Source organism: Pseudomonas sp. GW821-FHT05D12 (genome assembly GCF_059419825.1).
Window position 1 is genome coordinate 192740 of sequence record NZ_JBWKSN010000009.1, and the last position, 24869, is coordinate 217608.

At 60.1% G+C, this 24869-nt stretch carries 26 protein-coding genes; 12 read left to right on the forward strand and 14 right to left on the reverse strand.

Features of this window, described 5'->3' with window-relative positions; translation table 11 throughout:
- The first annotated feature begins 2 nt into the window (after positions 1–2).
- The gene (locus AC07SI_RS18525) at positions 3–1385 is read left to right on the forward strand and encodes a sodium:solute symporter family protein (RefSeq protein WP_106803006.1); all 1383 of its coding nucleotides are present in this window, start codon (positions 3–5) and stop codon (positions 1383–1385) included.
- A 66-nt stretch (positions 1386–1451) separates the two neighbouring features.
- Here AC07SI_RS18525 and AC07SI_RS18530 read toward each other — a convergent pair whose 3' ends face one another.
- The 5 genes from AC07SI_RS18530 to ptrR form a co-directional block, all read right to left on the reverse strand.
- Positions 1452–3017: an NAD(P)-dependent oxidoreductase gene (locus AC07SI_RS18530; RefSeq protein ID WP_495006233.1), complete on the reverse strand. Its 1566-nt coding sequence runs from the start codon at positions 3015–3017 to the stop codon at positions 1452–1454.
- 186 nt (positions 3018–3203) lie between these two features.
- Positions 3204–3584, reverse strand: coding sequence for a hypothetical protein (locus AC07SI_RS18535; protein WP_495006234.1), 381 nt, complete (start codon positions 3582–3584; stop codon positions 3204–3206).
- The gene (locus tag AC07SI_RS18540; protein WP_495006235.1) at positions 3575–4177 is read right to left on the reverse strand and encodes a peptidoglycan recognition protein family protein; all 603 of its coding nucleotides are present in this window, start codon (positions 4175–4177) and stop codon (positions 3575–3577) included. The genes AC07SI_RS18535 and AC07SI_RS18540 overlap by 10 nt, the downstream gene beginning before the upstream one ends.
- A gap of 231 nt (positions 4178–4408) precedes the next feature.
- Complete coding sequence (locus tag AC07SI_RS18545; RefSeq protein ID WP_003193089.1) at positions 4409–4531, reverse strand: PA1414 family protein; 123 nt, start codon at positions 4529–4531, stop codon at positions 4409–4411.
- Positions 4532–4673: 142 nt separating this feature from the next.
- Positions 4674–5567 (reverse strand): putrescine utilization regulator PtrR, encoded by an 894-nt coding sequence (gene ptrR, locus AC07SI_RS18550; RefSeq protein ID WP_065909679.1) that lies wholly within the window; start codon positions 5565–5567, stop codon positions 4674–4676.
- Positions 5568–5670: 103 nt separating this feature from the next.
- Between ptrR and AC07SI_RS18555 the strand changes: the two genes are divergently transcribed.
- Positions 5671–6879, forward strand: coding sequence for an MFS transporter (locus AC07SI_RS18555; RefSeq protein ID WP_495006236.1), 1209 nt, complete (start codon positions 5671–5673; stop codon positions 6877–6879).
- Here AC07SI_RS18555 and AC07SI_RS18560 read toward each other — a convergent pair.
- The 3 genes from AC07SI_RS18560 to AC07SI_RS18570 all read right to left on the reverse strand — a co-directional run bounded on the left by AC07SI_RS18560 (position 6791) and on the right by AC07SI_RS18570 (position 9778).
- Positions 6791–8233 (reverse strand): NCS1 family nucleobase:cation symporter-1, encoded by a 1443-nt coding sequence (locus AC07SI_RS18560; RefSeq protein ID WP_495006237.1) that lies wholly within the window; start codon positions 8231–8233, stop codon positions 6791–6793. The genes AC07SI_RS18555 and AC07SI_RS18560 overlap by 89 nt on opposite strands.
- 196 nt (positions 8234–8429) lie before the next feature.
- On the reverse strand, positions 8430–8828 hold the full coding sequence (locus AC07SI_RS18565) for a DUF2177 family protein (RefSeq protein WP_065909674.1): 399 nt from the start codon (positions 8826–8828) through the stop codon (positions 8430–8432).
- Between the two features lie 113 nt (positions 8829–8941).
- Positions 8942–9778: a CvfB family protein gene (locus AC07SI_RS18570; protein WP_034099624.1), complete on the reverse strand. Its 837-nt coding sequence runs from the start codon at positions 9776–9778 to the stop codon at positions 8942–8944.
- 322 nt (positions 9779–10100) lie between these two features.
- Here AC07SI_RS18570 and AC07SI_RS18575 point away from each other — a divergent pair, with 322 nt between their 5' ends.
- The 3 genes from AC07SI_RS18575 (at position 10101) to AC07SI_RS18585 (ending at position 12143) form a co-directional block, all read left to right on the forward strand.
- Positions 10101–10280: a PFL_1563 family small protein gene (locus AC07SI_RS18575; RefSeq protein ID WP_003193095.1), complete on the forward strand. Its 180-nt coding sequence runs from the start codon at positions 10101–10103 to the stop codon at positions 10278–10280.
- A 207-nt stretch (positions 10281–10487) separates the two neighbouring features.
- Positions 10488–11210 carry a TorF family putative porin gene (locus AC07SI_RS18580; protein ID WP_065909672.1) on the forward strand — a complete coding sequence of 241 codons (723 nt, stop codon included), beginning with the start codon at positions 10488–10490 and terminating at the stop codon, positions 11208–11210.
- 66 nt (positions 11211–11276) lie between these two features.
- A complete protein-coding gene (locus tag AC07SI_RS18585; RefSeq protein ID WP_495006238.1) occupies positions 11277–12143 on the forward strand; it encodes a DUF6279 family lipoprotein in 867 nt (288 codons plus the stop codon).
- 272 nt (positions 12144–12415) lie between these two features.
- Here the strand turns inward: AC07SI_RS18585 and AC07SI_RS18590 are convergent, their stop codons facing one another.
- The gene (locus tag AC07SI_RS18590; protein WP_495006239.1) at positions 12416–12805 is read right to left on the reverse strand and encodes a transcriptional regulator; all 390 of its coding nucleotides are present in this window, start codon (positions 12803–12805) and stop codon (positions 12416–12418) included.
- 152 nt (positions 12806–12957) lie between these two features.
- Between AC07SI_RS18590 and AC07SI_RS18595 the strand changes: the two genes are divergently transcribed.
- A complete protein-coding gene (locus tag AC07SI_RS18595) occupies positions 12958–13233 on the forward strand; it encodes a hypothetical protein (RefSeq protein WP_495006240.1) in 276 nt (91 codons plus the stop codon).
- Between the two features lie 49 nt (positions 13234–13282).
- Here the strand turns inward: AC07SI_RS18595 and AC07SI_RS18600 are convergent, their stop codons facing one another.
- Positions 13283–14629: a DEAD/DEAH box helicase gene (locus AC07SI_RS18600; RefSeq protein WP_065909664.1), complete on the reverse strand. Its 1347-nt coding sequence runs from the start codon at positions 14627–14629 to the stop codon at positions 13283–13285.
- Between the two features lie 193 nt (positions 14630–14822).
- Between AC07SI_RS18600 and AC07SI_RS18605 the strand changes: the two genes are divergently transcribed.
- Positions 14823–16121, forward strand: coding sequence for a mechanosensitive ion channel family protein (locus AC07SI_RS18605; protein WP_106802997.1), 1299 nt, complete (start codon positions 14823–14825; stop codon positions 16119–16121).
- On the opposite strand, the gene AC07SI_RS18610 is transcribed toward AC07SI_RS18605, so the two are convergent.
- The 3 genes from AC07SI_RS18610 to AC07SI_RS18620 form a co-directional block, all read right to left on the reverse strand.
- Positions 16118–16987: a carboxylate/amino acid/amine transporter gene (locus AC07SI_RS18610; RefSeq protein WP_495006241.1), complete on the reverse strand. Its 870-nt coding sequence runs from the start codon at positions 16985–16987 to the stop codon at positions 16118–16120. The two genes, AC07SI_RS18605 and AC07SI_RS18610, sit on opposite strands and share 4 nt — an antisense overlap.
- Before the next feature lie 202 nt (positions 16988–17189).
- Positions 17190–17789 carry an FMN-dependent NADH-azoreductase gene (locus AC07SI_RS18615; protein ID WP_495006242.1) on the reverse strand — a complete coding sequence of 200 codons (600 nt, stop codon included), beginning with the start codon at positions 17787–17789 and terminating at the stop codon, positions 17190–17192.
- Positions 17790–17937: 148 nt separating this feature from the next.
- Positions 17938–18252: a 3-phosphoglycerate kinase gene (locus AC07SI_RS18620; protein WP_120449401.1), complete on the reverse strand. Its 315-nt coding sequence runs from the start codon at positions 18250–18252 to the stop codon at positions 17938–17940.
- Between the two features lie 49 nt (positions 18253–18301).
- Between AC07SI_RS18620 and AC07SI_RS18625 the strand changes: the two genes are divergently transcribed.
- The 5 genes from AC07SI_RS18625 (at position 18302) to aqpZ (ending at position 23500) form a co-directional block, all read left to right on the forward strand.
- A complete protein-coding gene (locus tag AC07SI_RS18625) occupies positions 18302–19225 on the forward strand; it encodes a PA3225 family LysR-type transcriptional regulator (RefSeq protein WP_065909653.1) in 924 nt (307 codons plus the stop codon).
- A 14-nt stretch (positions 19226–19239) separates the two neighbouring features.
- Positions 19240–20043: an alpha/beta fold hydrolase gene (locus tag AC07SI_RS18630; RefSeq protein ID WP_495006243.1), complete on the forward strand. Its 804-nt coding sequence runs from the start codon at positions 19240–19242 to the stop codon at positions 20041–20043.
- A 3-nt stretch (positions 20044–20046) separates the two neighbouring features.
- Positions 20047–20610, forward strand: a complete 564-nt coding sequence (locus tag AC07SI_RS18635; RefSeq protein WP_065909649.1) for a peptidylprolyl isomerase — start codon at positions 20047–20049, stop codon at positions 20608–20610.
- 84 nt (positions 20611–20694) lie between these two features.
- A complete protein-coding gene (locus AC07SI_RS18640; RefSeq protein WP_495006244.1) occupies positions 20695–22527 on the forward strand; it encodes an ABC transporter ATP-binding protein in 1833 nt (610 codons plus the stop codon).
- Positions 22528–22798: 271 nt separating this feature from the next.
- Positions 22799–23500, forward strand: a complete 702-nt coding sequence (aqpZ, locus tag AC07SI_RS18645; protein ID WP_065909644.1) for an aquaporin Z — start codon at positions 22799–22801, stop codon at positions 23498–23500.
- Between the two features lie 10 nt (positions 23501–23510).
- Here aqpZ and AC07SI_RS18650 read toward each other — a convergent pair whose 3' ends face one another.
- Positions 23511–24635 carry a GNAT family N-acetyltransferase gene (locus tag AC07SI_RS18650; protein WP_495006245.1) on the reverse strand — a complete coding sequence of 375 codons (1125 nt, stop codon included), beginning with the start codon at positions 24633–24635 and terminating at the stop codon, positions 23511–23513.
- Positions 24636–24869: the final 234 nt, after the last annotated feature.

Consider the following 24869-nt stretch of genomic DNA (forward strand, 5'->3'; position numbering starts at 1 on the left):
TCATGGCTTTGGATTTATTCGTCGTACTCATCTACGCCGCCGGCATGCTCGTGCTCGGCTATTACGGCATGCGCCGCGCCAAGACCCACGAAGACTACCTGGTGGCTGGCCGCAACCTGGGCCCGTCGCTGTACATGGGCACCATGGCCGCCACGGTGTTGGGCGGGGCGTCCACCGTCGGCACCGTGCGCCTGGGTTACGTGCACGGCATCTCCGGCTTCTGGCTGTGTGCCGCGCTGGGCATGGGCATCATTGCGCTGAACCTGTTCCTGGCCAAGCCGCTGCTGAAGCTGAAGATCTTCACCGTGACCCAGGTCCTGGAAAAACGCTACAACCCCATGGCCCGCCAGGCCAGTGCGGTGATCATGCTGGCCTACGCGCTGATGATCGGCGTGACCTCGATCCTGGCTATCGGCACGGTGCTGCAGGTGCTGTTCGGCCTGCCGTTCTGGATCTCGGTGCTGCTCGGTGGTGGCGTGGTGGTGGTGTACTCGACCATCGGCGGCATGTGGTCGCTGACCCTGACCGACATCGTGCAATTCGTGATCAAGACCGTCGGCCTGATGTTTATCCTGCTGCCGATCTGCCTCTACCGCGTGGGCGGCTGGGATGAACTGGTGGCCAAGCTGCCGGCATCCAGCTTCAGCTTCACCGCGATCGGCTGGGACACGATCATTACCTACTTCATGATCTACTTCTTCGGCATCCTGATCGGCCAGGACATCTGGCAACGGGTATTCACCGCCCGTGACGAAAAGGTCGCCAAGTACGCAGGCACGTTCGCCGGCTTCTACTGCATCCTCTACGGCCTGGCCTGTGCACTGATCGGCATGGCCGCCCATGTGCTGATTCCGGACCTGGACAACGTCAACAACGCCTTTGCGGCCATCGTCAAAATGTCGCTGCCGGACGGCATTCGTGGCCTGGTGATCGCCGCTGCACTGGCTGCGATGATGTCCACCGCCAGCGCCGGCCTGCTGGCCGCCTCTACCGTGCTGACCGAAGACCTGCTGCCGCGCCTGCGCGGTGGCAAGCAGTCGAGCCTGAGCATCAACCGCCTCTTCACGATGCTGACCGGCATTGCCGTGCTGGGTATCGCGCTGGTGGTGAGCGACGTGATCAGCGCCCTGACCCTGGCCTACAACCTGTTGGTGGGCGGCATGCTGATCCCACTGATCGGGGCGATCTTCTGGAAACGCGCGACCACCTCGGGGGCGATTACGTCCATGACCCTGGGCTTTGTGACAGCGCTGGTGTTCATGATCAAGGATGGCTTGGATGCCAACACACCGATCTACTACAGCCTGGCAGTAGGGCTGGTGAGTTTTGTGCTGGTGAGTTTGTTGTCGCGCCGGCCAGCGGGTGTAACAGCCAGCGCGGTTTGAGATACAGCGGGATTTAGAGCGGTTTCTTCAGCGGGCGCGACGTCGGATGTCGCGCCCGTTTTTTTATCAGTGCATTGCCGAACCCGAGGGCGCTCTAGCCTGGATGATTTCCTGGACCAGGCAGGCCCAAATCAACCCATGTGCTGTGCAATCGGAATAGGTTGCTTCGGACACGATCTGGTTGTATGCAGCGCAATACACTATCGAAAGCCCATCCAGTTCGCCTTCCCCCAGCGCAGTAACGACAAACTGCTCTTTGCTCAACTCTGCAATTTGCACCGGGCTTAGAGGCCGGGGACGGAACTGAACCCCAGACTGCAGCAACAACGCCGAAACCCCTTCCCTAAAACGGCTGGATTGCAGACCTTCAATTGATGCGTCAATCGAAGGATTGTCCGCCAGGAGCTTTTCAAACAGCTCGATGCCGACGCGATTTAACTCGTCATTCAAATACTGATTCGCGAGCAGTAGATAATCGTTATGCAGCGGTTTGACAGTCGTCATCACAGGCCTGCGAAGGGCTCCCTCGCCGGGCTGATTTGCGCCGTATACGGTGACTCGATAATTTACCAACCGGAACATCATGGCTTGCAACAAGCCGTTGACACCTCGACCGATGATCGAGACGCGTGGCGCATCGGCATAGGCGTGCAGGGAGGGGATCACCAATGATTGTGCACGCTTGCGCCTGACAATGCAGTGCAAGGCCTTGACGCTCAGTTGGACTGAAACCGCGTAGTCAAGGTCGCATTGGCAGGCGTCGGTGCTGGCCGCCTGCGTCGTCAGCGTCGCGGGTTTGCACCAGGTGGAGAGACTGCAACCGAGCGCTTCTGTGCGCATCCGAAATGCATGCAATATCCCGGGATCGGAGTCCAATACAAGCTGGGTGTGTTCAGCGGTTGCCAGGGTCCGCAAAGCGTCATCACTGAAGACATCCGGGTTGGCGATACAGACCAGGCGAGCGAGTGTGTGCATACGCTGGATGAGATTCCCGTCGATACGATGAGCGAAGTCATCATTCAGGGATAAGCACAGGGCGACAGCAGAGGCTCCCTTTAGCGCCTCGGACCAATCCTTAACAAATGACACTCGACTGTCGATATTGCCCGGTGCTCGGCCGTGTCTGTCCAACACTTTGACCCGCACATTCGGATCTCGATCAAGTAACAGTTTGACAAGCTCTTTACCCACATTGCCGTATCCCAACACACAGATATCGGGCGGTAGTGAGCCATCGGCCCGTTTCAACCAGTGTGCGATATAGACCGCGACATGCGGGGCGTCGACCCCCAGCGTGTTGGCCACTCGAATGCCATTGGACTCGCATAGATCCAGCCGCACGTTATCCAGGCTTGTGCCTCTGCGGATTAAATGAAGGTCTCCAAACGGATGAGAGATACGCCATTGCTCAATGACATCTGCATCGACGGCTTGGTCCCCGAGAATAATCGTCGAGGGACGCAGGAGTCCGATCTGTATGAGCAGGGCCTGCTTGGCTATTGTCGGGGGAAGAAACACTACGTTACCGGGCGCCTGCGCCTTCCAACTCTTCGAGGCCGGTGCGATATGCAGAATATTTTCGGTCGTGGCAATGAGCGACGCGGCGACGGGCGGAACTGAAGAGAGCAACATGGCTTTGTCTCCAACAATTCTGAATTACTGATACCTCGAAGTGAGGAACTCAATAAAGTTGGGCGCTACGGAGCGGCGCTTGAGCTTCAACCTATGCCGATTCTTGGAATTAGATAAGCCAGCTATTTCTGACGAACAGGTAGTCCAATTCCGACAGTTGCACGCCAAAGCCTGACCCACGCCCCGCTACTGCTTGAGCGCTTTAAACAAATCATCGCAGTCCTTGCAGCCAAAATATTGCGCGGATGCCGAGCATTCGACCTCACCCGTAGCGCCTGCCCTAACCCGCCAAATACAGGCGTTTCCCTGATATTTCAGCGTGCCTTCAAGGTAACAAGGCGCCCAATCAAACTGGTCATGCAGTGTGCGGCCGTCGATAGGCTCGGCACGTTTAAAAAAGGACGACACCTGTCGCTCATCCAGTGCAACGTCACTGGGTCGGCACCGTTCAGGCTCGTCGGAATGGAAGCCAGAGATGAGAATGTCCTCGATAACCGCATGGGAGGACGAACATCCGGCAAGTAATACACACACGCCGAAAGACAATGACCTTAAATTCATTGCCATACCGCACTGCTGGCTTCACCTGGATGCTTATATGAGATTTGCGGGTGTGTGTAGACGTCAGCCGGTGTCAGACGAAAATGCCCATACAACTCAGACACGAGCCACTGCAGGGACTCATTCTGCATAGCGGTCACCTCCTCATAACGTGCAGCATCCAGATGTTTGCCAACCAGTTCGATACCCAGGGAATCAGCATTCATGGGGTATCGCTCAGGATAGTCCTTGGTACGCTCATATCTGTCCAATGCCCGAATCTGCAACGTCCAGGTGAGTGCCTGGATAGTTTGGATCTGAGGGGTATCGCACGTCGTCTTATCAACGGCCAGGCACTTGGAACGAAGGTAGCGCCCAACGTGATAACAGCATTTTTTCAGGCTGGCCGTCTGGTAGATAACGCCATTTTTTTCGATGAGAAAGTGCGCACCGCTGCCTTTGGCAAGGTAGCCATTAAAGGTGTGCTGCGCCGTGGGCGCGTCGGTCTGGTGGACCACTAAAGCACGCACACTGCGCAAATCGCCGTGTTCGATCGTTTGAAACCGACGATGCTCGACTCTTTCGGAAATCAACATTCCTTCGCTATCAACACTCGACATTTCAATGCCTTTTCATCCCTGTAAAGACAAAAATATAGGAGAGCGAATGGGGAAAAGGCAGGGATGACGTAACAAGCAGAAGGGTCCGACATTGAGGCGTGCCTCATCAGACAATCAAGCGGTGCGAATAGTACGAAACGTGCACTCGGATTACAGGGAACCGGTGAGGCCCTGAAGAACGACTGACGGCGTCAGCGCTCGCGCGATTGAATCCCGTGAGCGCCTCAAGACTTACCTGCGACGTGGACGACGCTGCTCATCGTCGGTGCGGATCGGCACCGGCTGCAGTGGCGGCTCGATCAAGCCCAGTGCAACACCGAGGTCGTGGAGCCAGTTCTGGATTTTCTCTTTCATGGTTGCCCCCTTTGAGGGTAATGCTGGTAGGCGCAAGTTCTGTCGCCCTTTCCTACACTGATAGTAGCCCGAAGTCCTACGTATTGCTTGAACGAAACCACAACGAACTATTACTGGATTGATCAAAATCCTGACAGATCGTTCAAGCGATTGCGCGCGTGTCCGGCAGGAACTCGGCCTTGCCCTCTTGCTGCAGGTCGATCCACGCATTGAGGTTAGCGCCGAGCATACCCTTTCGCCACATCAGCCAAGTGGTAGCAGTGGCGAAAGGCCCTGTCAGCGGATGAACGGACACGCTGTCCTTGCCCGGCAGGCTGTCGAGCATGGATTCAGACATCAGCGCCACGCCGGAGCCTGCGATCACGCAGGCGAGCATGCCTTGATAGGACTCGATCTCAATCGCCCGGCCCATGGCCACGCGCTCGTGGGAAAACCAGGTTTCCAACCGCGCCCGGTAGGCGCAACTGCGTCGGAAGGTGAACACTGCGCGGCCGGCGACATCCTGCGGCCCGCGCACTGGTGGATGGTCGGCTTCGCAAATCAGCACCAGGCGCTCTTCACACAAGGCCACGCCGTCCAGCGTGGCGATCGTGATCGGGCCGTCCACAAATGCAGCATCCAGGCGACCGGTAATCAAACCTTCAAGCAGCTCGCCACTGGGCGCCGATTGCACCTGCAGGTTCACCATCGGGTAAGCCTTGTGATAACGCGCCAGCAGCTTCGGCAAATGCACGGCAGCCGTGCTGTACATGCTGCCGAGTACAAAATCACCCGCCGGTTGCCCGCCTTGCACGGCGCCATGGGCTTCATCATGCAGAGCCAGCAGGCGCGTGCTGTAGTCCAACAACACCTTACCTGCAGGAGAAAGCTGCAAACGCTGGCGCTCGCGCACGAACAGCTCTACGCCGAGCTGCTCCTCCATTTGCTTGAGGCGCGTAGACAGGTTTGACGGCACCCGGTGCAACCGGTCAGCCGCCCGCGTGATGGAGCCCTCTTCCGCCACGGCCTGGAAAATGCGCAATTGACTGAACTCCATACCTTTCTCCAAAACAGAACAAGTTACTCACTATTATTCATTTTTACAGAAAGTCAATCCGCTTTAGCCTGAGGGTATTCGCTGACCCGCAGGAAACCTGACCATGTCCCCTTTGATCCGCTTACTTGCCAGCTTTGTCGCCTTGATGATGGCGATGGGCATCGGCCGCTTCGCCCTCACCCCGCAAATGCCGCATTTGCTCAGCGAGGGGCAGATCGACTTGACCGGCGCTGGACTGATCGCTGCCGCCAATTACCTGGGCTACTTTGTCGGCGCGGTGGATTCGATCTTCGCCCGCAGCCATCACCACGTACGCGGTCGCTTGTACGGCGGGCTGTGGCTGTGTGTGCTGCTGACGCTGGCGTCGTACTGGGCCCACGGGTTCTGGCCGCACCTACTGCTGCGTTTCGGCACGGGTGTGGCAAGCGCCTGGGCGCTGGTGATGATCACCAGCCTGAGCCAGCCGCTGGCGATTGCCGCCGGCCGCCCACGCCTCGGCGCCCTGGTGTTTGCCGGGCCGGGGCTGGGGATTCTGCTGACCGGGTTGCTGGCGCTGGGCTCGAACCTGCTGGGCCAAAACTCCGCAACGCTGTGGCTGGTGTATGGCGGGGTGGCATTGGTGATGCTGCTGGCGATCCTGCCATTCTTGCCCAAGCCTTCGGCCGCCAGCGCGCCCGTTTCCAGCCACACCGAGGTGGCCAGTAATGGCAGCATCACGCACCTGTGCTGGGTCTACGTGCTGTATGGCCTGGGCTACATCATTCCGGCGACGTTTCTGTCACAGATGGCCAGCGCGCAATTCAAGGGCGCTTGGCAGGCCGATCTGTTCTGGCCCTGCTTTGGCCTGGCCGCGGCGATTGGCGTGGTCGCCGCGAGCCTGCGCCGCAAGGACCCGCACACCACCCGTCGCTGGTTGATGGCGACCCTGTGGTTGCAAGCGGCCGGGGTGTTCGCCTGCCTGCTGGGCAATGGCTGGGGGTTGGCGCTGGGCGTGCTGCTGTGCGGCGGGCCGTTCCTGGCGTGCATGCAGTTGGTGATGGCGCGCTTGCGCGAAGTCGCCCCCCACGGCTACCAGCGCAGCACCGGGCTGTTGACCGCGAGCTTTGCGATCGGCCAACTGAGCGGGCCATTGCTGGCGTCGGTCAGCAGCCAACTCAGCGGCGGCCTGCAACCGGCGCTGGTAGTCGCCGGTGCGGGCCTGCTGGTAGCGGGCGGGGTGTTGGTCAGCCGGCAACCATCGGTGCAGGCACTCGCACCTGTTCGCGCCGCGACAACACCAGGAAAAACAGCCCACCCAGGAAGCATCCGGTAAACCAGGCAAAATTGGCCATGCCCTGCAACGCCGGGGTGAAGGTGATCGCGACGCCCACCAGCGTCGCCGGCACCAGCGCCTTGACCGCCGTCCAATTCACGCCGCCGTCGAAGTAATAGCGCCCGCCTGGGCTGTCATCGAACAGCGCATCGACATCGATCTTCTGCTTTTTGATCAGGTAGAAATCCACCAACAGAATCCCGAACAACGGCCCGATGAAGGCGGCGAGGATGTCCAGGGTGTAGTGAATCATCAGCGGGTTGTTGAACAGGTTCCAGGGGGTGATGAAGATCGATGCCACGGCCGCGATCATCCCGCCGGCGCGCCAGCTGATTTTGCTCGGTGCGACGTTGGCGAAGTCAAACGCCGGGGAGACGAAGTTGGCGACGATATTGATGCCGATGGTCGCCGTGACAAAGGCAAAGGCGCCCAGCAACACCGCCATGCTGTTATCGATGCGCGAAACCGTCGCGATCGGGTCATGGAGCATTTCACCAAACACCGGCAAAGTGCCCGAGACGATCACCACGGTGACCAGGGAAAACGCCAGGAAATTCACCGGCAGCCCCCAGAAGTTGCCGCGCCGCACGTCGCGCATGCTGCGGCAGTAACGGCTGAAGTCGCCAAAATTCAGGGTCGGCCCGGAAAAGTACGACACCACCAGCGCCGTCGCCACGATCACCTGACCGAACGCCTGCCAGCCCGACAGCGACTTTTCTGCCAGGGTGAAGCTGATATTCGCCCAGCCGGCCTTCCACACAATCCATCCAGCCAGGGCAAACATCACCGCGTAGACCACCGGACCGGCCCAGTCGATGAAGCGGCGAATCGACTCCATGCCGGCCCAGAAGACCGCTGCCTGCAGCACCCACAGGCTGAGGAAACCAAACCAGCCCAAGTACGACAAGCCTGCGAAATGCGGCTCTGCATACACCGCCATCTGTGGGAAAAAGCGCAGCACCACGATGATCAAGGCACTCGACGCCAGGTACGTCTGAATCCCGTACCAGGCCACGGCGATCAGGCCGCGAATCACCGCAGGAATATTCGCTCCGAATACCCCAAAGGCCAGCCGGCAGATCACCGGAAAAGGCACTGCCGCTTGCTGGCTCGGCTTGGCCACCAGGTTGGCGATCAATTGCACGATGCAGATGCCGGCGAGCAAGGCAATCAAGACCTGCCAACTGGCCAGCCCCAACGCGAACAGGCTGGCGGCGAACACGTAGCCGCCGACGCTGTGCACGTCACTCATCCAGAAGGCAAAAATGTTGTACCAGGTCCACTTCTGCGGCAGCGGCCCCAGGTCCTGGTTGTACAGGCGCGGGCTGTAGCCTTTGGGCAAGTGTTCGGTCATCGCTGGGCTCCTCGAAATACCTGCCTGCGCTACCGTAGCGGGTGCATACGGAAGGCGGCATGGTTTGTATACGAGGTATTCAGCAGAATACATGCCAATGGCACACAATCCCTGTGTAACGGCGTTCCAAAGGGGTTTGTCAGCGGTTAGCGACTGGGTTTCGCTCAGTAACGGTGCACGTAAATCCTGTACACAATCATTGGTGCACTCGATGTGCACACAGGTATCCCACCGTGCAGCAGGCCGCCGTCAGGAAGGTGCCCCACGCCATGTCCATGATCGCAAGAGCAGCCGACCAGCCGTGCAGCGTGGCCCAATTGCTCAGGTCATAGGTGCCGTAGGCGACCAGCCCAAGCAAGGCGCCAAGGCGCGCGGCGCGTTGCCAGCTGGCGCTGGGCAAGACCACGAAGACGACACAACCGAGGGCATAAAGGAGGTAAAACAGCACCGCGGGCAACAGGCGCGGCTGATCAAGCATCAGCGGGCCCAGCAAGGATTTGTAGGTCGGGCCCATCAGGACGCCGAGCCAAAGGCCGTCAAGGACGAGAAACGCGAGCAACGTGCCGAGGTAGGCGAACAGCGATCGTTTGGACATTGCAGTGACCTTCTGTAGGCGCTGGCTGGCCAGCGACGGCGTGTGAGGAAACACCTTAAAGGCCACTGGCCTCATCGCCGGCAAGCCGGCGCCTACAGGAGAGCAAATCGCACTCAGCTTAGTTCAATGCGATCCGCATGAATCACGATCTGGCCCTGCTTGTAGAGCGCACCGATGGCTTTTTTGAAGTTGCCCTTGCTCACGCCGAACAAGTTGCTGATCACCGCCGGGTCGCTCTTGTCGCTGACCGGCAGGGTGCCATTGTTTTCACGCAACTTGGCGAGGATCTTGGAGTTGAGGCTGGACGCCGCTTCCTGGCCGACCGGCTGCAGGCTCAGGCTGATGTTGCCATCGGCGCGGATCTCTTTGATAAAGCCTTTCTCTTCCTTGCCCGGGCGCAGGAACTTGAACACTTCGTTCTTGTGGATCAAGCCCCAATGCTTGTTGTTGATGATCGCCTTGAAGCCCATGTCGGTGGCTTCTGCGACCAGCAGGTCGACTTCCTGGCCCACCTGGTAGTTGGCAGGCGTCTTGTCGAGGTAGCGATCAAGCCGCGCAGTGGCGGTAATGCGCTTGGTGTGTTTGTCGAGATAAACATGCACCACGCAGTATTCACCGGCGCTCAACTGGCGTTTTTCTTCCGAATACGGCAGCAACAGATCCTTGGGCAAGCCCCAGTCGAGGAACACGCCGATACTGTTGACTTCAACAACTTTCAAACTGGCAAACTCGCCAACTTGAACTTTGGGTTTTTCGGTCGTGGCGATAAGTTTGTCATCGCTGTCCAGATAAATGAAAACGTTAAGCCAGTCTTCATCTTCACTGGGAATATCTTTGGGGATGTACCGATTAGGCAAGAGGATTTCACCGTCTTGCGCACCGTCCAGGTACAAACCGAAGTTCGTGTGTTTAACCACTTGCAAGCTGTTGTAGCGCCCGACTAAAGCCATTTCCAAATACCCTCATTGCGTGGGCGGCATTCTACCCGAGTTGCGCTCGCCACGCGCGCGCGCCTGAAAAATCGCGGCGTGCGTGGCGTTCTACTGGCACCGCCCCGCTCGTCCGATCATTCGGCTGAATTTCGGCGCGCCCGTCACGCCTCACAGCCCACTGGTTTCCAGTTAAAACAGTAAGTTAGGGGGTTAATTCAGAAACCAAGTTTGCGCATTTCCCGCCTCACGACTTATTCCCGGGGGATATTTGCCAAGCAATTGTCAAGTATTTCCTGTACGATGCCTGGCCAAGTTAATTTTCTACAGGTTAGTGGCCGCCATGCGCGTAAAAGCATCCAACAGCAAAGCAAAGCCAGCTCCCGCCGTTGAAACCAGCGAATCGATCAACAGCCAGATTGCTGCTTTCCTCAAGTCCGGTGGCGAAATCCAGCAAATTGCCAAGGGCGTCAGCGGCCAGACTTTCGGCCCGTCCAAGCAGATCAGCCTGGGTAAAAAGTAACACCGCGCAACACACCTGGTCCCTAAGCGCCTTGCCATCAAGGCGCTAGGACTAGAGCCGCAAATTCCCTCTTAAACACACTCAATCTCGCGCCAATCGACGAACGGGGCTCAGCTCCTGGCATTCGCCGGTATGCTTGCACACGTCTAGCACGGGCATCTCCCCGACTTTCTTCGTCACTGCTCCTCGCTTTTCACGGAGTGAAGCATGTTCAAACCCTGCATTTTCCTGGTCGCAGCCCTGGCCGCCAGCCCCCTCGCCGAAGCGCAGATCTTCCAGCGCGAATTGGGCGACTTCGACCTCAAACTGGGCACCACACCTACCCGCAGCATGGCACAGGGCCTGGTCAAACCGACTTCTCCCGGCAGCGACTCGTTCCACGGCGGGCTGGACCTGAGCCACGACAGCGGCCTGTATGTCGGCCAGTTTTCGCCGAACATGGGACTGTCCTCGACCAGCAATCTTGAGGTCGACTCGTACATGGGCTTCAAACACCCCTTCGACCAGACCCTGGGTTATGAAGTGGGCCTGATCCATTACAGCTATCCCAAGCTCAGCCCTCTCGACAGCCAGGAGTTCTACGGTGGCCTGAACCTGCTGGGCAACCGCTTCGGTGCATCGTTCAGCAATGATCCGGACCGCCAGGACAGCACGCTGTTCGCCGACCTCGGCGGCACGCAGCCGTTCGGCATCGGTGTGAGCATGAAATACACCACCCATCAGTTGGGCACCCCGGTCTCGGTGGAGGGCGGCTCCATCAGCACGTTCAGCGACTGGTCGGTGCAGTTCTCCCGCCAGTGGATGGGCGTGGACCTGAACCTGATCTACAGCGACTCCAGCCTCAGCGGCGGCGACTGCTCGGCGTACTCCGGACACAACTCGCAATGCGACGGCCTGTTGACCTTGAAGGCCGCGCGGTCGTTTTATTGACGGGCTGAACTGTCGCGCCTGCCGCGGGTTCACATGCACTAACCCCCTCAGCGCAAGGACCCGCCCATGCTGCGTCGGCTCAAACTACTGGTGATATTGCTGACCCTGAGCCTGGTGCTCGCCGGCTGCAATCGCGTGGGCCTGGCCTATCGCAACCTCGACGTCATCATCCCGTGGACCCTCAACGACTACCTGGACATGAATGCCGGGCAGAAGAGCTGGTTCAACGACAAACTCAAGGAACACCTGGCCTGGCACTGCACCACGCAACTGCCGGGTTATCTGGATTGGCTGGACCGCCTGCAGCAGATGGTCGACACCAACCAGGTCACCGACGCCGCTTTGCAGACGCGTACCGCCGAAGCCAAACAGGCCATTGCCGATGTCGCCCGCGAGATTACCCCTTCGGCCATCGAACTGCTCAAGGGGCTGGACGACCAACAGGTCAAGGACATGAACGATGCGCTGGCCAAAGACCTGCGCAAGCGTCAGGACGAGTACCTCAAGCCGCCGCTTGAGCAGCAGATCAAGGAACGCGCCCAACGCATGAGCAAACGCCTGGACGCCTGGATGGGCCCGCTGAGTGCCAGCCAGCAGAATCGCGTGACCGCCTGGTCCATCGCCCTGGGTGAACAAAACCAGGAATGGATCGGCAACCGCGCGCATTGGCAGGCGCAATTTATCGAAGCGGTGCAGCAGCGCCAGAGCCCCGACTTCCCGCAGAAAATGCAGCAACTGCTGATAGATCGCGAAAGTCTGTGGACCCCGCAATACCGCACGGCCTATGCCCAGACCGAAGCGGCTGCGCGCAGTTTGATCGTCGACTTGATGGCTGAGAGCACCGTGCAGCAGCGACTGAAGCTGAGGCAAAAAATCGACGGTGTGCGCAGTGACTTCAAGGCACTCAAATGCCTGAAGGGTGCTGCGAGCTAAAATGTGGCCGCGGGTTTGCTCGCGAAGGCTGTGGATCAGCCAGCATCTTCGTTGACTGACACACCGTATTCGCGAGCAAGCCCGCTCCCACAGGGAGAGAGGCGTGATCCACGCCTGCGGTGCAAGGTCCGACTATTCCAGCCACGCCGCCAAACCCCAGGTTTCACCGCGATCAAAAATGTGGGAGCGGGCTTGCCCGCGAAGGCGGCATGTCAGTCACTGAAATATCGACTGACACACCTCTTTCGAGGACAAATCCGCACGTTGGCCGCTCAGGCAATCTGGGCCTTCGACGCCACCTCGGCAAACGTTGCCGGGTCCAGCGCATCCGCTTGCTCATCGAGCACCTGGCGCGGGTGATCATTGCCGGGTATCGAGCTGTCGATCAGCGCCAGCAGTTGCGCGCCGAGCGCGGTCAGGATGAAATTCTCACCATTGCCGCCCTCCTCCTCAGGCCGCGACTCAATAAACCCTCGCTTGAACAGCAGCGCTTCGTAATCGGCAGCGGTCTTTTTCAGCGCGTCCAGATTGCCGGTGGATTCGCCCGCCGTGGCCTTCTCGGCGGCTTCCTGCTCGGCATATTTGCGAGGGGCAAAGCTGCCTTCGCCGCTCTGCACTTCATGCAGCAGACGTTCGATCAAATCCCAGTTGTAAGTCGTCATCCTGATTCCTCCTGCAGGCCTAAGGAAAGTAGCCCGTCTAAAGGTGTGACACGCCACGCCACTCGCCGTTCAGCCGACCGGACGGGCGTGATTTCTCTGAACTTTCCAGACGTTCGCCCCTCAACTGAGCATAACCGCCAAGGAGGTCCCCCATGAAAACCCTGATGAACCTGGCCATCGCCGCCACGCTCCTGACCGCCCTGCCCGCCTGGGCCTGCACGCCCGAAGAGGCCACCGCCAAGCGCGAGCAACTCGCCCAGGAAGTGGCCAAGCTCACCGAGCAGAACCCGACCAAGGCCAAGGAAATGAATGATGAATTGCAGAAAATGAACCTGGACACGGAAAGCGCGAAATTCCCCGACAAGTGCCAGCTGATCGACGCCCGCTTGAAAGAATTGAAAGAAGCCGCCGCCAAGGCGAAAAACTGAAGGCATAAAAAAACCGGACATTGTCCGGTTTTTTCATATCAGCCCTGAATCACTCAGCAGCCGGTGCTTCTGGCTTGCGGCGCTTGAGGGGTGCCATGCCGTCCTTGCTGACCAACGACAGGTTGTCGGTCTTCGGGCGGTTGGCAATCTTGCGCTTGGTCGGCGACTTGGCACCGGCCTTTTTCTTGTCGCCCTTGGCGTCGGTCTTTTTCTTCTTCACGCCCACGGCCTTGCCCGACGCCTTGACCTTCTTCGGCCCGGTGTAGGTGCCTTTGACTTCCTTGATGGTACGGCGCTCGAACGACTGCTTGAGGTAGCGCTCGATGCTCGACATCAGGTTCCAGTCGCCGTGGCAGATCAGCGAGATCGCCAGGCCATCGTTGCCGGCACGCCCGGTACGGCCAATACGGTGCACGTACTCGTCGCCGCTGCGGGGCATGTCGAAGTTGATGACCATATCCAGGCCGTCCACGTCCAGGCCGCGAGCGGCGACATCGGTGGCCACCAGGATCTTCACGCCACCGGCCTTCAGGCGGTCGATGGCCAGCTTGCGGTCTTTCTGGTCTTTTTCGCCGTGCAGCACGAACGCTTTGTAATCCTGGGCCACCAGGCGACCGTAGATACGGTCGGCCGCTGCACGGGTGTTGGTGAACACAATGGCTTTCTGGTAGGTCTCGTTGGCCAGCAGCCAGTTGAGAATCTGCTCTTTGTGCACATTGTGGTCGGCGGTGACGATCTGCTGGCGCGTGGTAGCGTTCAGGTCGCTGACGTTGTTGACTTGCAGATGCTCAGGATTGTTCAGGACCTTGGCGACCATGTCGCGCAGGGTCGAACCGCCGGTGGTGGCGGAGAACAGCATGGTCTGCTGGCGGTTGACGCATTCGCCGACCAGACGCTGCACGTCGTCGGCAAAGCCCATGTCGAGCATGCGGTCGGCTTCGTCGAGTACCAGCACTTCGACTTCCTTGAGGTCGAGGTTGCCGGCATTCAGTTGCTCGATCATGCGGCCCGGGGTGCCGATCAGGATGTCCGGCACCTTGCGCAGCATGGCGGCCTGGACCTTGAAGTCTTCGCCACCGGTGATCAGGCCGGACTTGATGAAGGTGAACTGCGAGAAGCGTTCCACTTCCTTCAAGGTCTGCTGGGCCAGCTCGCGGGTTGGCAGCAGGATCAGGGTCTTGATGCTGACGCGGACTTTGGCCGGGCCGATCAGACGGTGAAGAATCGGCAGGACGAAAGCGGCGGTCTTGCCACTCCCGGTTTGAGCCGTCACCCGCAGGTCACGCCCTTCGAGCGCGAGCGGGATGGCCGCTGCTTGCACAGGCGTAGGCTCGACAAATTTAAGCTCGGCCACGGCTTTGAGCAGGCGTTCGTGCAGGGCGAATTGGGAAAACACGGGTGCTACCTCGAAGAAATACAAAAAATCAGCTGCATAGGGTACCGGTTTCGGGCGTCCAAACCGAGTGTCTTTACGCGAACGGTGCTAATCAGCTGCTTTTTTGTCAGGGCATTTGTCCGGAACATCAACTTTGTTGCACTTAAATGCTCTAATCGCCTCGTCTTGTCTTACAGAAGAATCGGTTTCACCCATGGATATCAAACAGCTCTGGCTCAACGCCCAGGACCTCTGGGGCGCCCTCGATCAACACCCGCTGCTGCACGCCAGCCTGGGCTTGCTGGTGTTGCTGGTAGTGGCGCTGCTGCTCGGACGGGTGGCGCGCTACCTCATCCTCCACGCCGTCAAATTGCTCGGCCGGCAGCCGGCGCTGCACTGGCTCAACGACCTGCGGCACAACAAAGTCTTCCACCGCCTGGCGCAGATGACGCCGTCGCTGGTGATCCAGTTCGGCCTGTACCTGGTGCCGGACCTGAGCAAGACCGCCATCCTGTTCATCGGCAACGTGGCCCTGGCGCTGACCATCCTGTTCATGGTGCTGGCGATCAGCGCGCTGCTCAGTGCACTGCTGGACATCTACGCGCGCACCGAACACGCCCGCACCCGCTCGATCAAGGGCTACGTGCAACTGGCAAAAATGGTGCTGTTCGTGTTCGGCGCAATCATCATCGTCGCCACCCTGATCGACCGCTCGCCGCTGTTGCTGCTGTCGGGCCTGGGTGCGATGTCGGCGGTGATCCTGTTGGTGTACAAGGACACGCTGCTGTCGTTCGTCGCCAGCGTGCAACTGACCAGCAACGACATGCTGCGCGTCGGCGACTGGATCGAAATGCCTCAGGTCGGCGCCGACGGTGACGTGGTGGACATCACCCTGCACACGGTCAAGGTGCAGAACTTCGACAAGACCATCGTCTCGATTCCCACCTGGCGCCTGATGTCCGAGTCGTTCAAGAACTGGCGCGGCATGCAGGCTTCCGGCGGGCGGCGGATCAAGCGCAGCCTATTTATCGACGCCAGCGGCGTGCGCTTCCTGCGTGACGATGAAGAACTGCGCATGACCCAGGTGCACCTGCTCACCGACTACATCGGGCGCAAGCAAGCTGAACTCAAGGCCTGGAACGAAGCCCAGGGCAACAGCGCGCAACTGTCGGCCAACCGCCGCCGCATGACCAACCTCGGCACCTTTCGCGCCTACGCCCTGGCCTATCTGAAAAGCCACCCCGACATCCAGCCGAACATGACCTGCATGGTCCGCCAGATGCAGACCACCGCCCAGGGCGTGCCGCTGGAGATCTACTGCTTTACCCGCACCACCGCGTGGGCGGATTACGAGCGGATCCAGGGGGATATCTTCGATTACCTGCTGGCCGTGCTGCCGGAGTTTGGCTTGAGCCTGTATCAACAGCCGAGTGGCAGTGATTTGCGCGCGGGGATGTTGCCGGCGGTGCTGGGGGCCAGCCATTTGCCAGCCCCGGAAAGTCGCGCGATTTAAACCACGGAGCGGTTGGGCGGTTTTACGCCCAACCGACTGATCCACACCGCCCCCACGATCACCAGCCCGCCCAACGCCAGCCGTCCCAGCGGCTCATGCTGGTTCCAGATCAGCAAATTCAGCAGCAGGCCCACCGGCACGTGGAGGTTGTTCATCACCGCCAGGGTGCCGCCCTGCACCAGGCAGGCGCCCTTGTTCCACCAGTACATGCCCAGCGCAGTGCTGACCAACCCGAGGAACACCAGCACGCCCCACTGCAGCGGCGCGTCGGGGAGGAAGTCGGCTTTGCCGAACAGCAGGAATGCCGGCAGCACTACCAGCAGCGCCCCCACGTAGAAATAACCGAAACGTCGGTAGTGCGGCAGATCGCTCGGGTAACGCGCCACCAGGTGCTTGTACATCACCTGCCCGGCGGCGTAGGTGAAGTTGGCCAATTGCAGCAGCAAAAAACCCATGAGGAAGTGCGGCGTGATCTGGTCGAAACGAATCACCGCCGCGCCCGCTACCGCGACCAGCGCGGCGATCAGCGCCCAGGGATTGAAGCGGCGGTTGAGGGCGTCTTCGATCAGGGTCACATGCAGCGGCGTAAGGATGGTGAACAGCAGCACCTCCGGCACCGTCAGCACGCGAAAGCTCAGGTACAGGCACACGTAGGTCACGCCAAACTGCAAGGCGCCGATCAGCAGCATGCCGCGCATGAAGGCCGGCCCCACCGAGCGCCAGCGGGTCAGTGGGATAAACACCAGCCCGGCCAGCACCACGCGCACCAGCACCGCGAAGTAGCTGTCGACGTGACCGGCGAGGTATTCGCCGATCAAGCTGAAGGAAAAAGCCTGAATCAGGGTGACAACCAGTAGATAGCCCATGCGCGCCTCGTTTCGAATGGGCGGGACATTAAAGGTTTTCGGCGCTTGACGAAACTCGAGGCAAAAAAAACCCGACCTCGCTAAAGCGTCAGTCGGGCAGGAGCACTCAGGAGCAAAAGTGCAAAGGGAGGTTCGTTACGCGTACTTGAAGGGTTTGCGTGGCACTAGATAAACACCGCGCGATTATCTGGCGATTAACGGATCAGGCCACCTGTGCCAACAAGGCCTTGGCGTGGTTGATGCCCTTTTCCTGGAAGTCCCCGCTCAGGTTCACTCCTTCGGCGTGGATGAAGGTCACGTCGTGAATCCCGATAAACGCCATGACCTGGCGCAGGTACGGTTCCTGGTGATCGGAGCTGGCGCCGGTGTGGATGCCGCCGCGAGCGGTCAACACTATCGCGCGCTTGCCGGTGAGCAAACCCTGCGGGCCGGTAGCGGTGTACTTGAAGGTCACACCGGCGCGCAACACGTGGTCCAGCCAGGCCTTGAGGGTGCTTGGGATGGCGAAGTTGTACATCGGCGCAGCCATCACCAGCACATCGGCGGCGAGTAATTCGTGGGTCAATTCATCGGAGCGGTCGAGCGACATCTGCTCATCGTCGTTGCGCTGCTCGGCAGGCTTCATCCAGCCGCCGAGCAGGTTGGCGTCCAGGTGCGGAACCGGGTTGAGGGCCACGTCGCGCACGGTGATCTGGTCTACCGGATGGGCGGCCTGCCATTGGCTGATGAACTGGCGGGTCAGTTGGCGGGAAATCGAATCCTGCTGGCGAGCGCTGCTTTCGATGATCAGAACATTGGACATGGCTTCGTAGGCTCCATCTGTAAATGCTGTAAGGCGATGGAGAAAAGGTTAACCAGGGCTCATTCGATTGAAAAGCGCAAAAAACTGCTATAACCCATCTATAAATTTGTTTATATGTGCAGTGTTCCTGTCGACCTGCTCTGCTGCTTTATTTCGGCGCACAGTCCAAGGCGATTCGCATCTTGATGATGGCGCGGTTGAACTTGACCGTGGTGTTGGTGCTTTTGCCGGCGGGCACCGTCACCGTACGGCGACGTGGGGACTCCGGACCGTTGGTGAAGGTTACCGAACACACGGCATCCTGGGTGCCGTAGTTATTGAGCTGGATCGAGCTGATGTCGCCGTCCACATCGGAAGCGGTGTAATCGATTTGTACCCCACTGATCTTTTTAGTCACGTCGATGGGGTAGGCAAACGCGGTCATCGGCAGCAGTGCCAGCAACACGCAACAGAATTTTCTCATTCGGCAGTCTCCAATAAGGACTGTCAGCTTAGGACAAGAGGAGCCCATCTTGAAAGCGCCCCGCGTTACCCTCGATCAATGGCGCACGTTGCAAGCCGTGGTCGACCACGGCGGCTTCGCCCAGGCGGCTGAAGCGCTGCACCGTTCGCAGTCCTCGGTGAGCTATACCGTGGCCCGCATGCAAGACCAGCTCGGCGTGCCCTTGCTGCGCATCGATGGGCGCAAGGCGGTGCTCACCGACGCCGGAGAAGTGCTGTTGCGCCGCTCCCGGCAACTGGTGAAAAACGCCAGCCAATTGGAAGACCTCGCCCATCATATGGAACAGGGCTGGGAGGCCGAGGTCCGCCTGGTGGTGGACGCTGCCTACCCCAACGCGCGCCTGGTGCGTGCCCTCACCGCCTTTATGCCGCAGAGCCGTGGTTGCCGCGTACGACTGCGCGAAGAAGTACTGTCGGGCGTTGAAGAACTGTTGCTCGATGGCATGGCCGACCTGGCCATCAGTGGGTTCATCATCCCGGGTTACCTGGGCACGGAAATGAGCGACGTGGAATTCATCGCCGTGGCTCACCCCGATCACCCCCTGCATCGGCTCAACCGCGAACTGAGCTTCCAGGACCTCGAAAGCCAGATGCAGGTGGTGATCCGCGATTCCGGCCGCCAGCAGCCGCGGGATGTGGGTTGGCTCGGCGCCGAACAGCGCTGGACCGTCGGCAGCCTGGCCACCGCCGCCACGTTCGTCAGCAGCGGCCTGGGCTTTGCCTGGTTGCCCCGCCACCTGATCGAGCGCGAGCTCAAGGAGGGCCTGCTCAAGCAACTGCCCCTGGAAAAGGGCGGGAGCCGCAACCCGACGTTCTACCTCTACTCGAACAAAGACAAACCCTTGGGCCCGGCCACGCAGATCCTCGTGGAACTGCTGCGCACCTTTGACACTGCGCCGCTGGACGCACCGTTCGCGGCCCCCCAGCAAGCCTGAAACGGAGTTCACCCATGGCCTGGTTCGAACATGAAGGATGCAACCTGCACTACGCGCAATACGGTCGCGGCAGCCCGCTGATCCTGATCCACGGCCTGGGCTCCAGCAGCCAGGATTGGGAGTTGCAGGTCCCGGTGCTGGCCCGTCACTATCGGCTGATCGTGGTGGATGTACGTGGCCACGGCCGTTCGGACAAACCCCGCGAGCGCTACAGCATCCAGGGCTTCACCAACGACCTGCTCGCGCTCATCGAGCATCTGGACCTGCCCGCCGCGCACGTGGTGGGGCTGTCCATGGGTGGCATGATCGCGTTTCAACTTGCGGTGGACGAACCCGCACGGGTCAAGAGCCTGTGCATCGTCAACAGCGCGCCCGAGGTCAAGGTGCGCAGTCTCCAGGAGTACGGGTGGTGGGCCAAGCGCTGGACGCTCGCCCGGGTGCTCAGCCTCGCGACCATCGGCAAGGCCCTCGGCGACCGGTTGTTCCCCAAGCCGGAACAGGCCGACCTGCGGCGCAAGATGGCCGAACGCTGGGCAAAAAACGACAAACGTGCTTATCTCGCCAGCTTCGATGCGATTGTGGGCTGGGGCGTGCAGGAACGACTTTCGAGAATTACCTGTCCAACCCTGGTCATCAGCGCCGACCACGACTACACCGCCGTGGCGCACAAAGAAAACTATGTAAAACTGCTGCCCGATGCGCGGCTGGTGGTGATCGAAGATTCACGCCATGCCACGCCCTTGGATCAACCCGAAGTCTTTAATACCACCCTGCTCGATTTTCTAGAGACAGTCGAAACCACTACCCAGGATCACTGACCCATGCTGAAAAAAATCGCCTTCTTTGCCGGTTCCGTTCTGTTCGCTGCCAACCTGATGGCCGCCGAGCCCGCCAAGGCGCCTCACGTGCTGATCACCACCACCAACGGCGAGATTGAAATCGAACTGGACCCGGTCAAGGCGCCGATCAGTACCAAGAACTTCCTGGCCTATGTCGACAAGGGCTTCTACACCAACACGATTTTCCACCGTGTGATCCCGGGCTTCATGGTCCAGGGTGGCGGTTTTACCCAGTCGATGTCGCAGAAGCCGACCGAAGCACCGATCAAGAACGAAGCCAGCAACGGCCTGCATAACGTGCGTGGCACCTTGTCCATGGCGCGTACCAATGACCCGAACTCGGCTACCAGCCAGTTCTTCATCAACGTGGCCGACAATGCCTTCCTCGACCCAGGCCGCGATGCCGGTTACGCCGTATTCGCCAAAGTGGTCAAGGGCATGGACGTAGTCGACATCATCGTCAACTCGCAGACCACCACTAAACAAGGCATGCAGAACGTGCCAATCGATCCTGTCCTGATCAAGTCGGCCAAGCGCATCGACTGAGGTCTGCAGGTAGTTCCGCGCGCGCGGCCCACGAGGCGGCGCGCGCATTTGAACAGGAGAGCCCGCCAGGCGGGCGTCAACCTAATGCTCTATCGTCGTTTTGAAAAGCTGATCGATATTTTCCGCGACGCGCCCAGCGCCGCCCCTCCCGATAAAGTCCTGCCCTTCTATCTCTACTACCTGCGCCAGGTGTGGCCAAGTTTTGCCGCATTGCTGGTGGTGGGCCTGATCGGTGCGCTGATCGAAGTCGCGCTGTTCAGCTACCTGAGCCGCATCATCGACCTGGCCCAAGGCACGCCGCCGGCGAACTTCTTCCAGCTGCACAGCTCCGAGCTGATCTGGATGGCCGTGGTCGCCCTGCTGCTGCGCCCGATCTTCGGCGCCCTGCATGACCTGCTGGTACACCAGACCATCAGCCCGGGCATGACCAGCCTGATTCGCTGGCAGAACCATAGCTATGTGCTCAAGCAGAGCCTGAATTTCTTCCAGAACGACTTCGCCGGGCGCATCGCCCAGCGCATCATGCAGACCGGCAATTCCCTGCGCGACTCCGCCGTGGCGGCGGTCGATGCGATCTGGCACGTGGCGATCTACGCCATCAGCTCCCTGGTGCTGTTTGCCGAGGCCGACTGGCGCCTGATGATCCCGCTGGTGACGTGGATCATCGGCTACAGCCTGGCGCTGCGCTACTTCGTGCCACGGGTGAAGGAACGCTCGGTGATCTCGTCCGAAGCGCGATCCAAGCTGATGGGCCGCATCGTCGACGGCTACACCAACATCACCACCCTGAAGCTGTTCGCGCACACTCAATACGAGCAGGAATACGCCAAGGAAGCGATCATCGAGCAGACCGAAAAAACCCAGCTGGCCAGCCGCGTGGTCACCAGCATGGACGTGGTGATCACCACCATGAACGGCCTGCTGATCGTCACCACCACCGGCCTGGCCCTGTGGCTGTGGACCCAGTCGCTGATCTCCGTGGGTGCCATCGCCCTGGCCACCGGCCTGGTGATTCGGATCGTCAACATGTCCGGTTGGATCATGTGGGTGGTCAACGGTATTTTCGAAAACATCGGCATGGTGCAGGACGGCCTGAAGACCATCGCCCAACCGCTCGCCGTAATCGACCGTGACCAGGCCCCGCGCCTGAGCGTGCCGCACGGCGAAGTGCGCTTCGAGCAGGTGGATTTCCACTACGGCAAGAAGAGCGGGATCATTGGCGGCCTGAACCTGACCATCAAGGCCGGGGAGAAAATCGGATTGATCGGCCCTTCCGGCGCGGGCAAATCGACCCTGGTCAACCTGCTGCTGCGCCTGTACGACCTGCAAGGCGGGCGCATCCTGATCGATGGCCAGGACATCGCCGAGGTGGCCCAGGAAACCCTGCGCGAACAGATCGGCATGATCACCCAGGACACCTCGCTGCTGCACCGCTCGATCCGCGACAACCTGCGGTATGGCAAGCCGGACGCCACCGATGAAGAACTCTGGGCCGCCGTGCGCAAGGCGCGGGCCGATGAATTCATCCCGCTGCTGTCCGACTCCGAAGGCCGCACCGGGCTGGATGCACATGTGGGTGAGCGCGGGGTCAAGCTCTCGGGCGGACAACGCCAGCGCATTGCGATTGCGCGCGTGTTGCTCAAGGATGCGCCGATTCTGATCATGGACGAAGCCACCTCAGCGCTCGACTCGGAAGTGGAAGCGGCGATCCAGGAAAGCCTGGAGACCCTGATGCAGGGCAAGACGGTGATTGCGATTGCGCACCGGTTGTCGACCATCGCGCGCATGGACCGCCTGGTGGTGCTGGAGAAAGGCCAGATTGCCGAAAGTGGCAGCCATGCCGAACTGCTGGCCCATGGCGGCTTGTATGCGCGGTTGTGGCAGCACCAGACCGGCGGTTTTGTCGGCATCGACTGAGACAACACCGTTAACTCCCCGTAGTAGCCGGCTTGCCGGCGATGAGGCCCAAAAGATCACCGAGGTGTTTGGGCGCCATCACCGGCAAGCCGACTCCAGGTTAAAACGGCGCCAGCCCTCTGTTTCAAAGGGCTGGCGCTTTTTTTCGCCTGGATTTGTGCCGTATCCGTGCTGTACTTCAGAGCAGTGCCCAGACGGGCGCTGAAGTAAATCTGCAGGGAGCATCACTGATTTACGGATTGGGTAGAGCGATCTATCAAGGACGGGTTGCATGTCTTTGTTCAAGCGTTCAGTCACAGAGGGGTTAGGTACGTTTTGGCTGGTGTTGGGCGGTTGCGGGAGTGCGGTGTTGGCCGCAGCGTTTCCTGCAGTCGGGATCGGATTGTTGGGGGTGGCCCTGGCGTTCGGGCTCACGGTGCTGACCATGGCAGTCGCCATCGGGCACATCAGTGGTTGTCACCTCAACCCGGCGGTCTCGGTGGGGCTGGTCGTGGGCGGAAGATTTCCGGCCAGGGAGTTACCGGCGTACATCGTGGCTCAAGTCATTGGCGGCACACTCGCCGCCGCCTTGCTGTATTTCATTGCCAGCGGCAAACCGGGGTTTGAACTCGCGTCGGGCCTGGCCTCCAATGGCTATGGCGAGCATTCGCCGGGCGGCTATTCAATGGCAGCGGGGTTTGTCTGTGAGCTGGTGATGACAGCCATGTTCCTGCTGATCATCCTCGGCGCCACTGACCACCGCGCGCCCAAGGGCCTCGCGCCCATCGCCATTGGCCTGGCCTTGACCTTGATCCACCTGATCTCCATCCCCGTGACCAACACCTCGGTCAACCCGGCCCGCAGTACGGGCCCGGCGCTGATCGTGGGCGGGTGGGCGATCCAGCAGTTGTGGATGTTCTGGCTCGCGCCATTGCTGGGTGCGGCGATAGCCGGCGTGGCCTATCGATGGCTGGGCAAGGAGGAGCCGGCTTAAGGCAAACCGGTCAGCCCTGCCGATACGGTAGGGCTGCCCGCGCTTCTTCGGCATACGCCAGGATTCCCACCTGTTCGCGTGCCAGGAAGTCCTCCACCGCATTCTTCAACCCCGGATGACGCAAGTAGTGCCATGAGCGGGTAATCACCGGCTCGAACCCGCGAATGAGCTTGTGCTCGCCCTGGGCGCCGGCGTCGAAGCGTTGCAGGCCGTGGGCGATGGCGTAGTCCATGCCCTGGTAGAAACAGGTTTCGAAATGCAGTCGATCAAACTCGGCCAGGCAGCCCCAGTAGCGGCCATAGAAGCTGTCGCCACCGATCAGGCTGAAGGCCATGGCCACCGGGCGACTACCTTGCTTGGCCAGCACCACTCGGATCGCCTCGGGCATGCGTTCGGCCAGCAGGCTGAAAAACGCGCGGGTCAGGTAGGGCGATTGGCGGCGTACCGCGTAGGTATTGGCGTAGCAGGCGTAGACAAAATCCCATTGCGCTTCGCTCAGCTCATGGCCTTGCAGCCACTCGAAGTCGATGCCCTGCCCCGCCACCTGTTCGCGTTCTTTGCGCATCTGTTTGCGCTTGCGCGAACTGAGCGCGTCGAGGAAATCCTGGAAGTCGCGGTAGCCACGGTTCTGCCAGTGAAACTGACACCCCAGGCGCTGCAACCAGCCGGGTTGCCGGGCCAGCGCATCATCGGCCAACGCGTCGGTGAAATTGATATGGGCGCTGGAGAGGCCTTCGATTTCCAGATAGCCCGAGAGGCTGTTGAGCAGCTCAAACCCGTCCTCGGCATTGGCCGCCAGCAGGCGCGGCCCGCTGACCGGACTGAACGGCACGGCCGTCAACAGCTTGGGGTAATAGTCGATGCCCGCCCGCTCACAGGCATCCGCCCAGCCGTGGTCGAACACGTACTCGCCATAGGAATGCCACTTGCGATAACTGGGCAAGGCCGCCACCAGCCGATCGCCCTCCCAGTGCAACAAGTGCTCCGGTTGCCAGCCCGATTGGGGGCCCAGGCTGGCGCTGTCTTCCAGCGCGCTGAGGAAGGCGTGTCGCACGAAAGGTTGGGCCTGCGGCACCAGTGCATCCCAAACCTGCGGGGCGATTTCGGACAGGCTGTCCAGGCGTTGCAACGGCATCGGCATCCTCACTACGTCATGGCGTGAAAGCCTCGCGAGTATCGCTTATCGCCGAGCCCAGCACACCCTCAAATCGCCGGACAAGGCTCTAAACCGATAGTTCCATTCTTAAATAATTTGTCATCTAGATGACATCACTTCGCCACTGTTGCGTCATAAACGATCGTGATACTGACGCCTGTTTTTAGAGCGCCTGGTTCTAACAGGTGGTTATTTTTCCGTCCGTCATCGGTC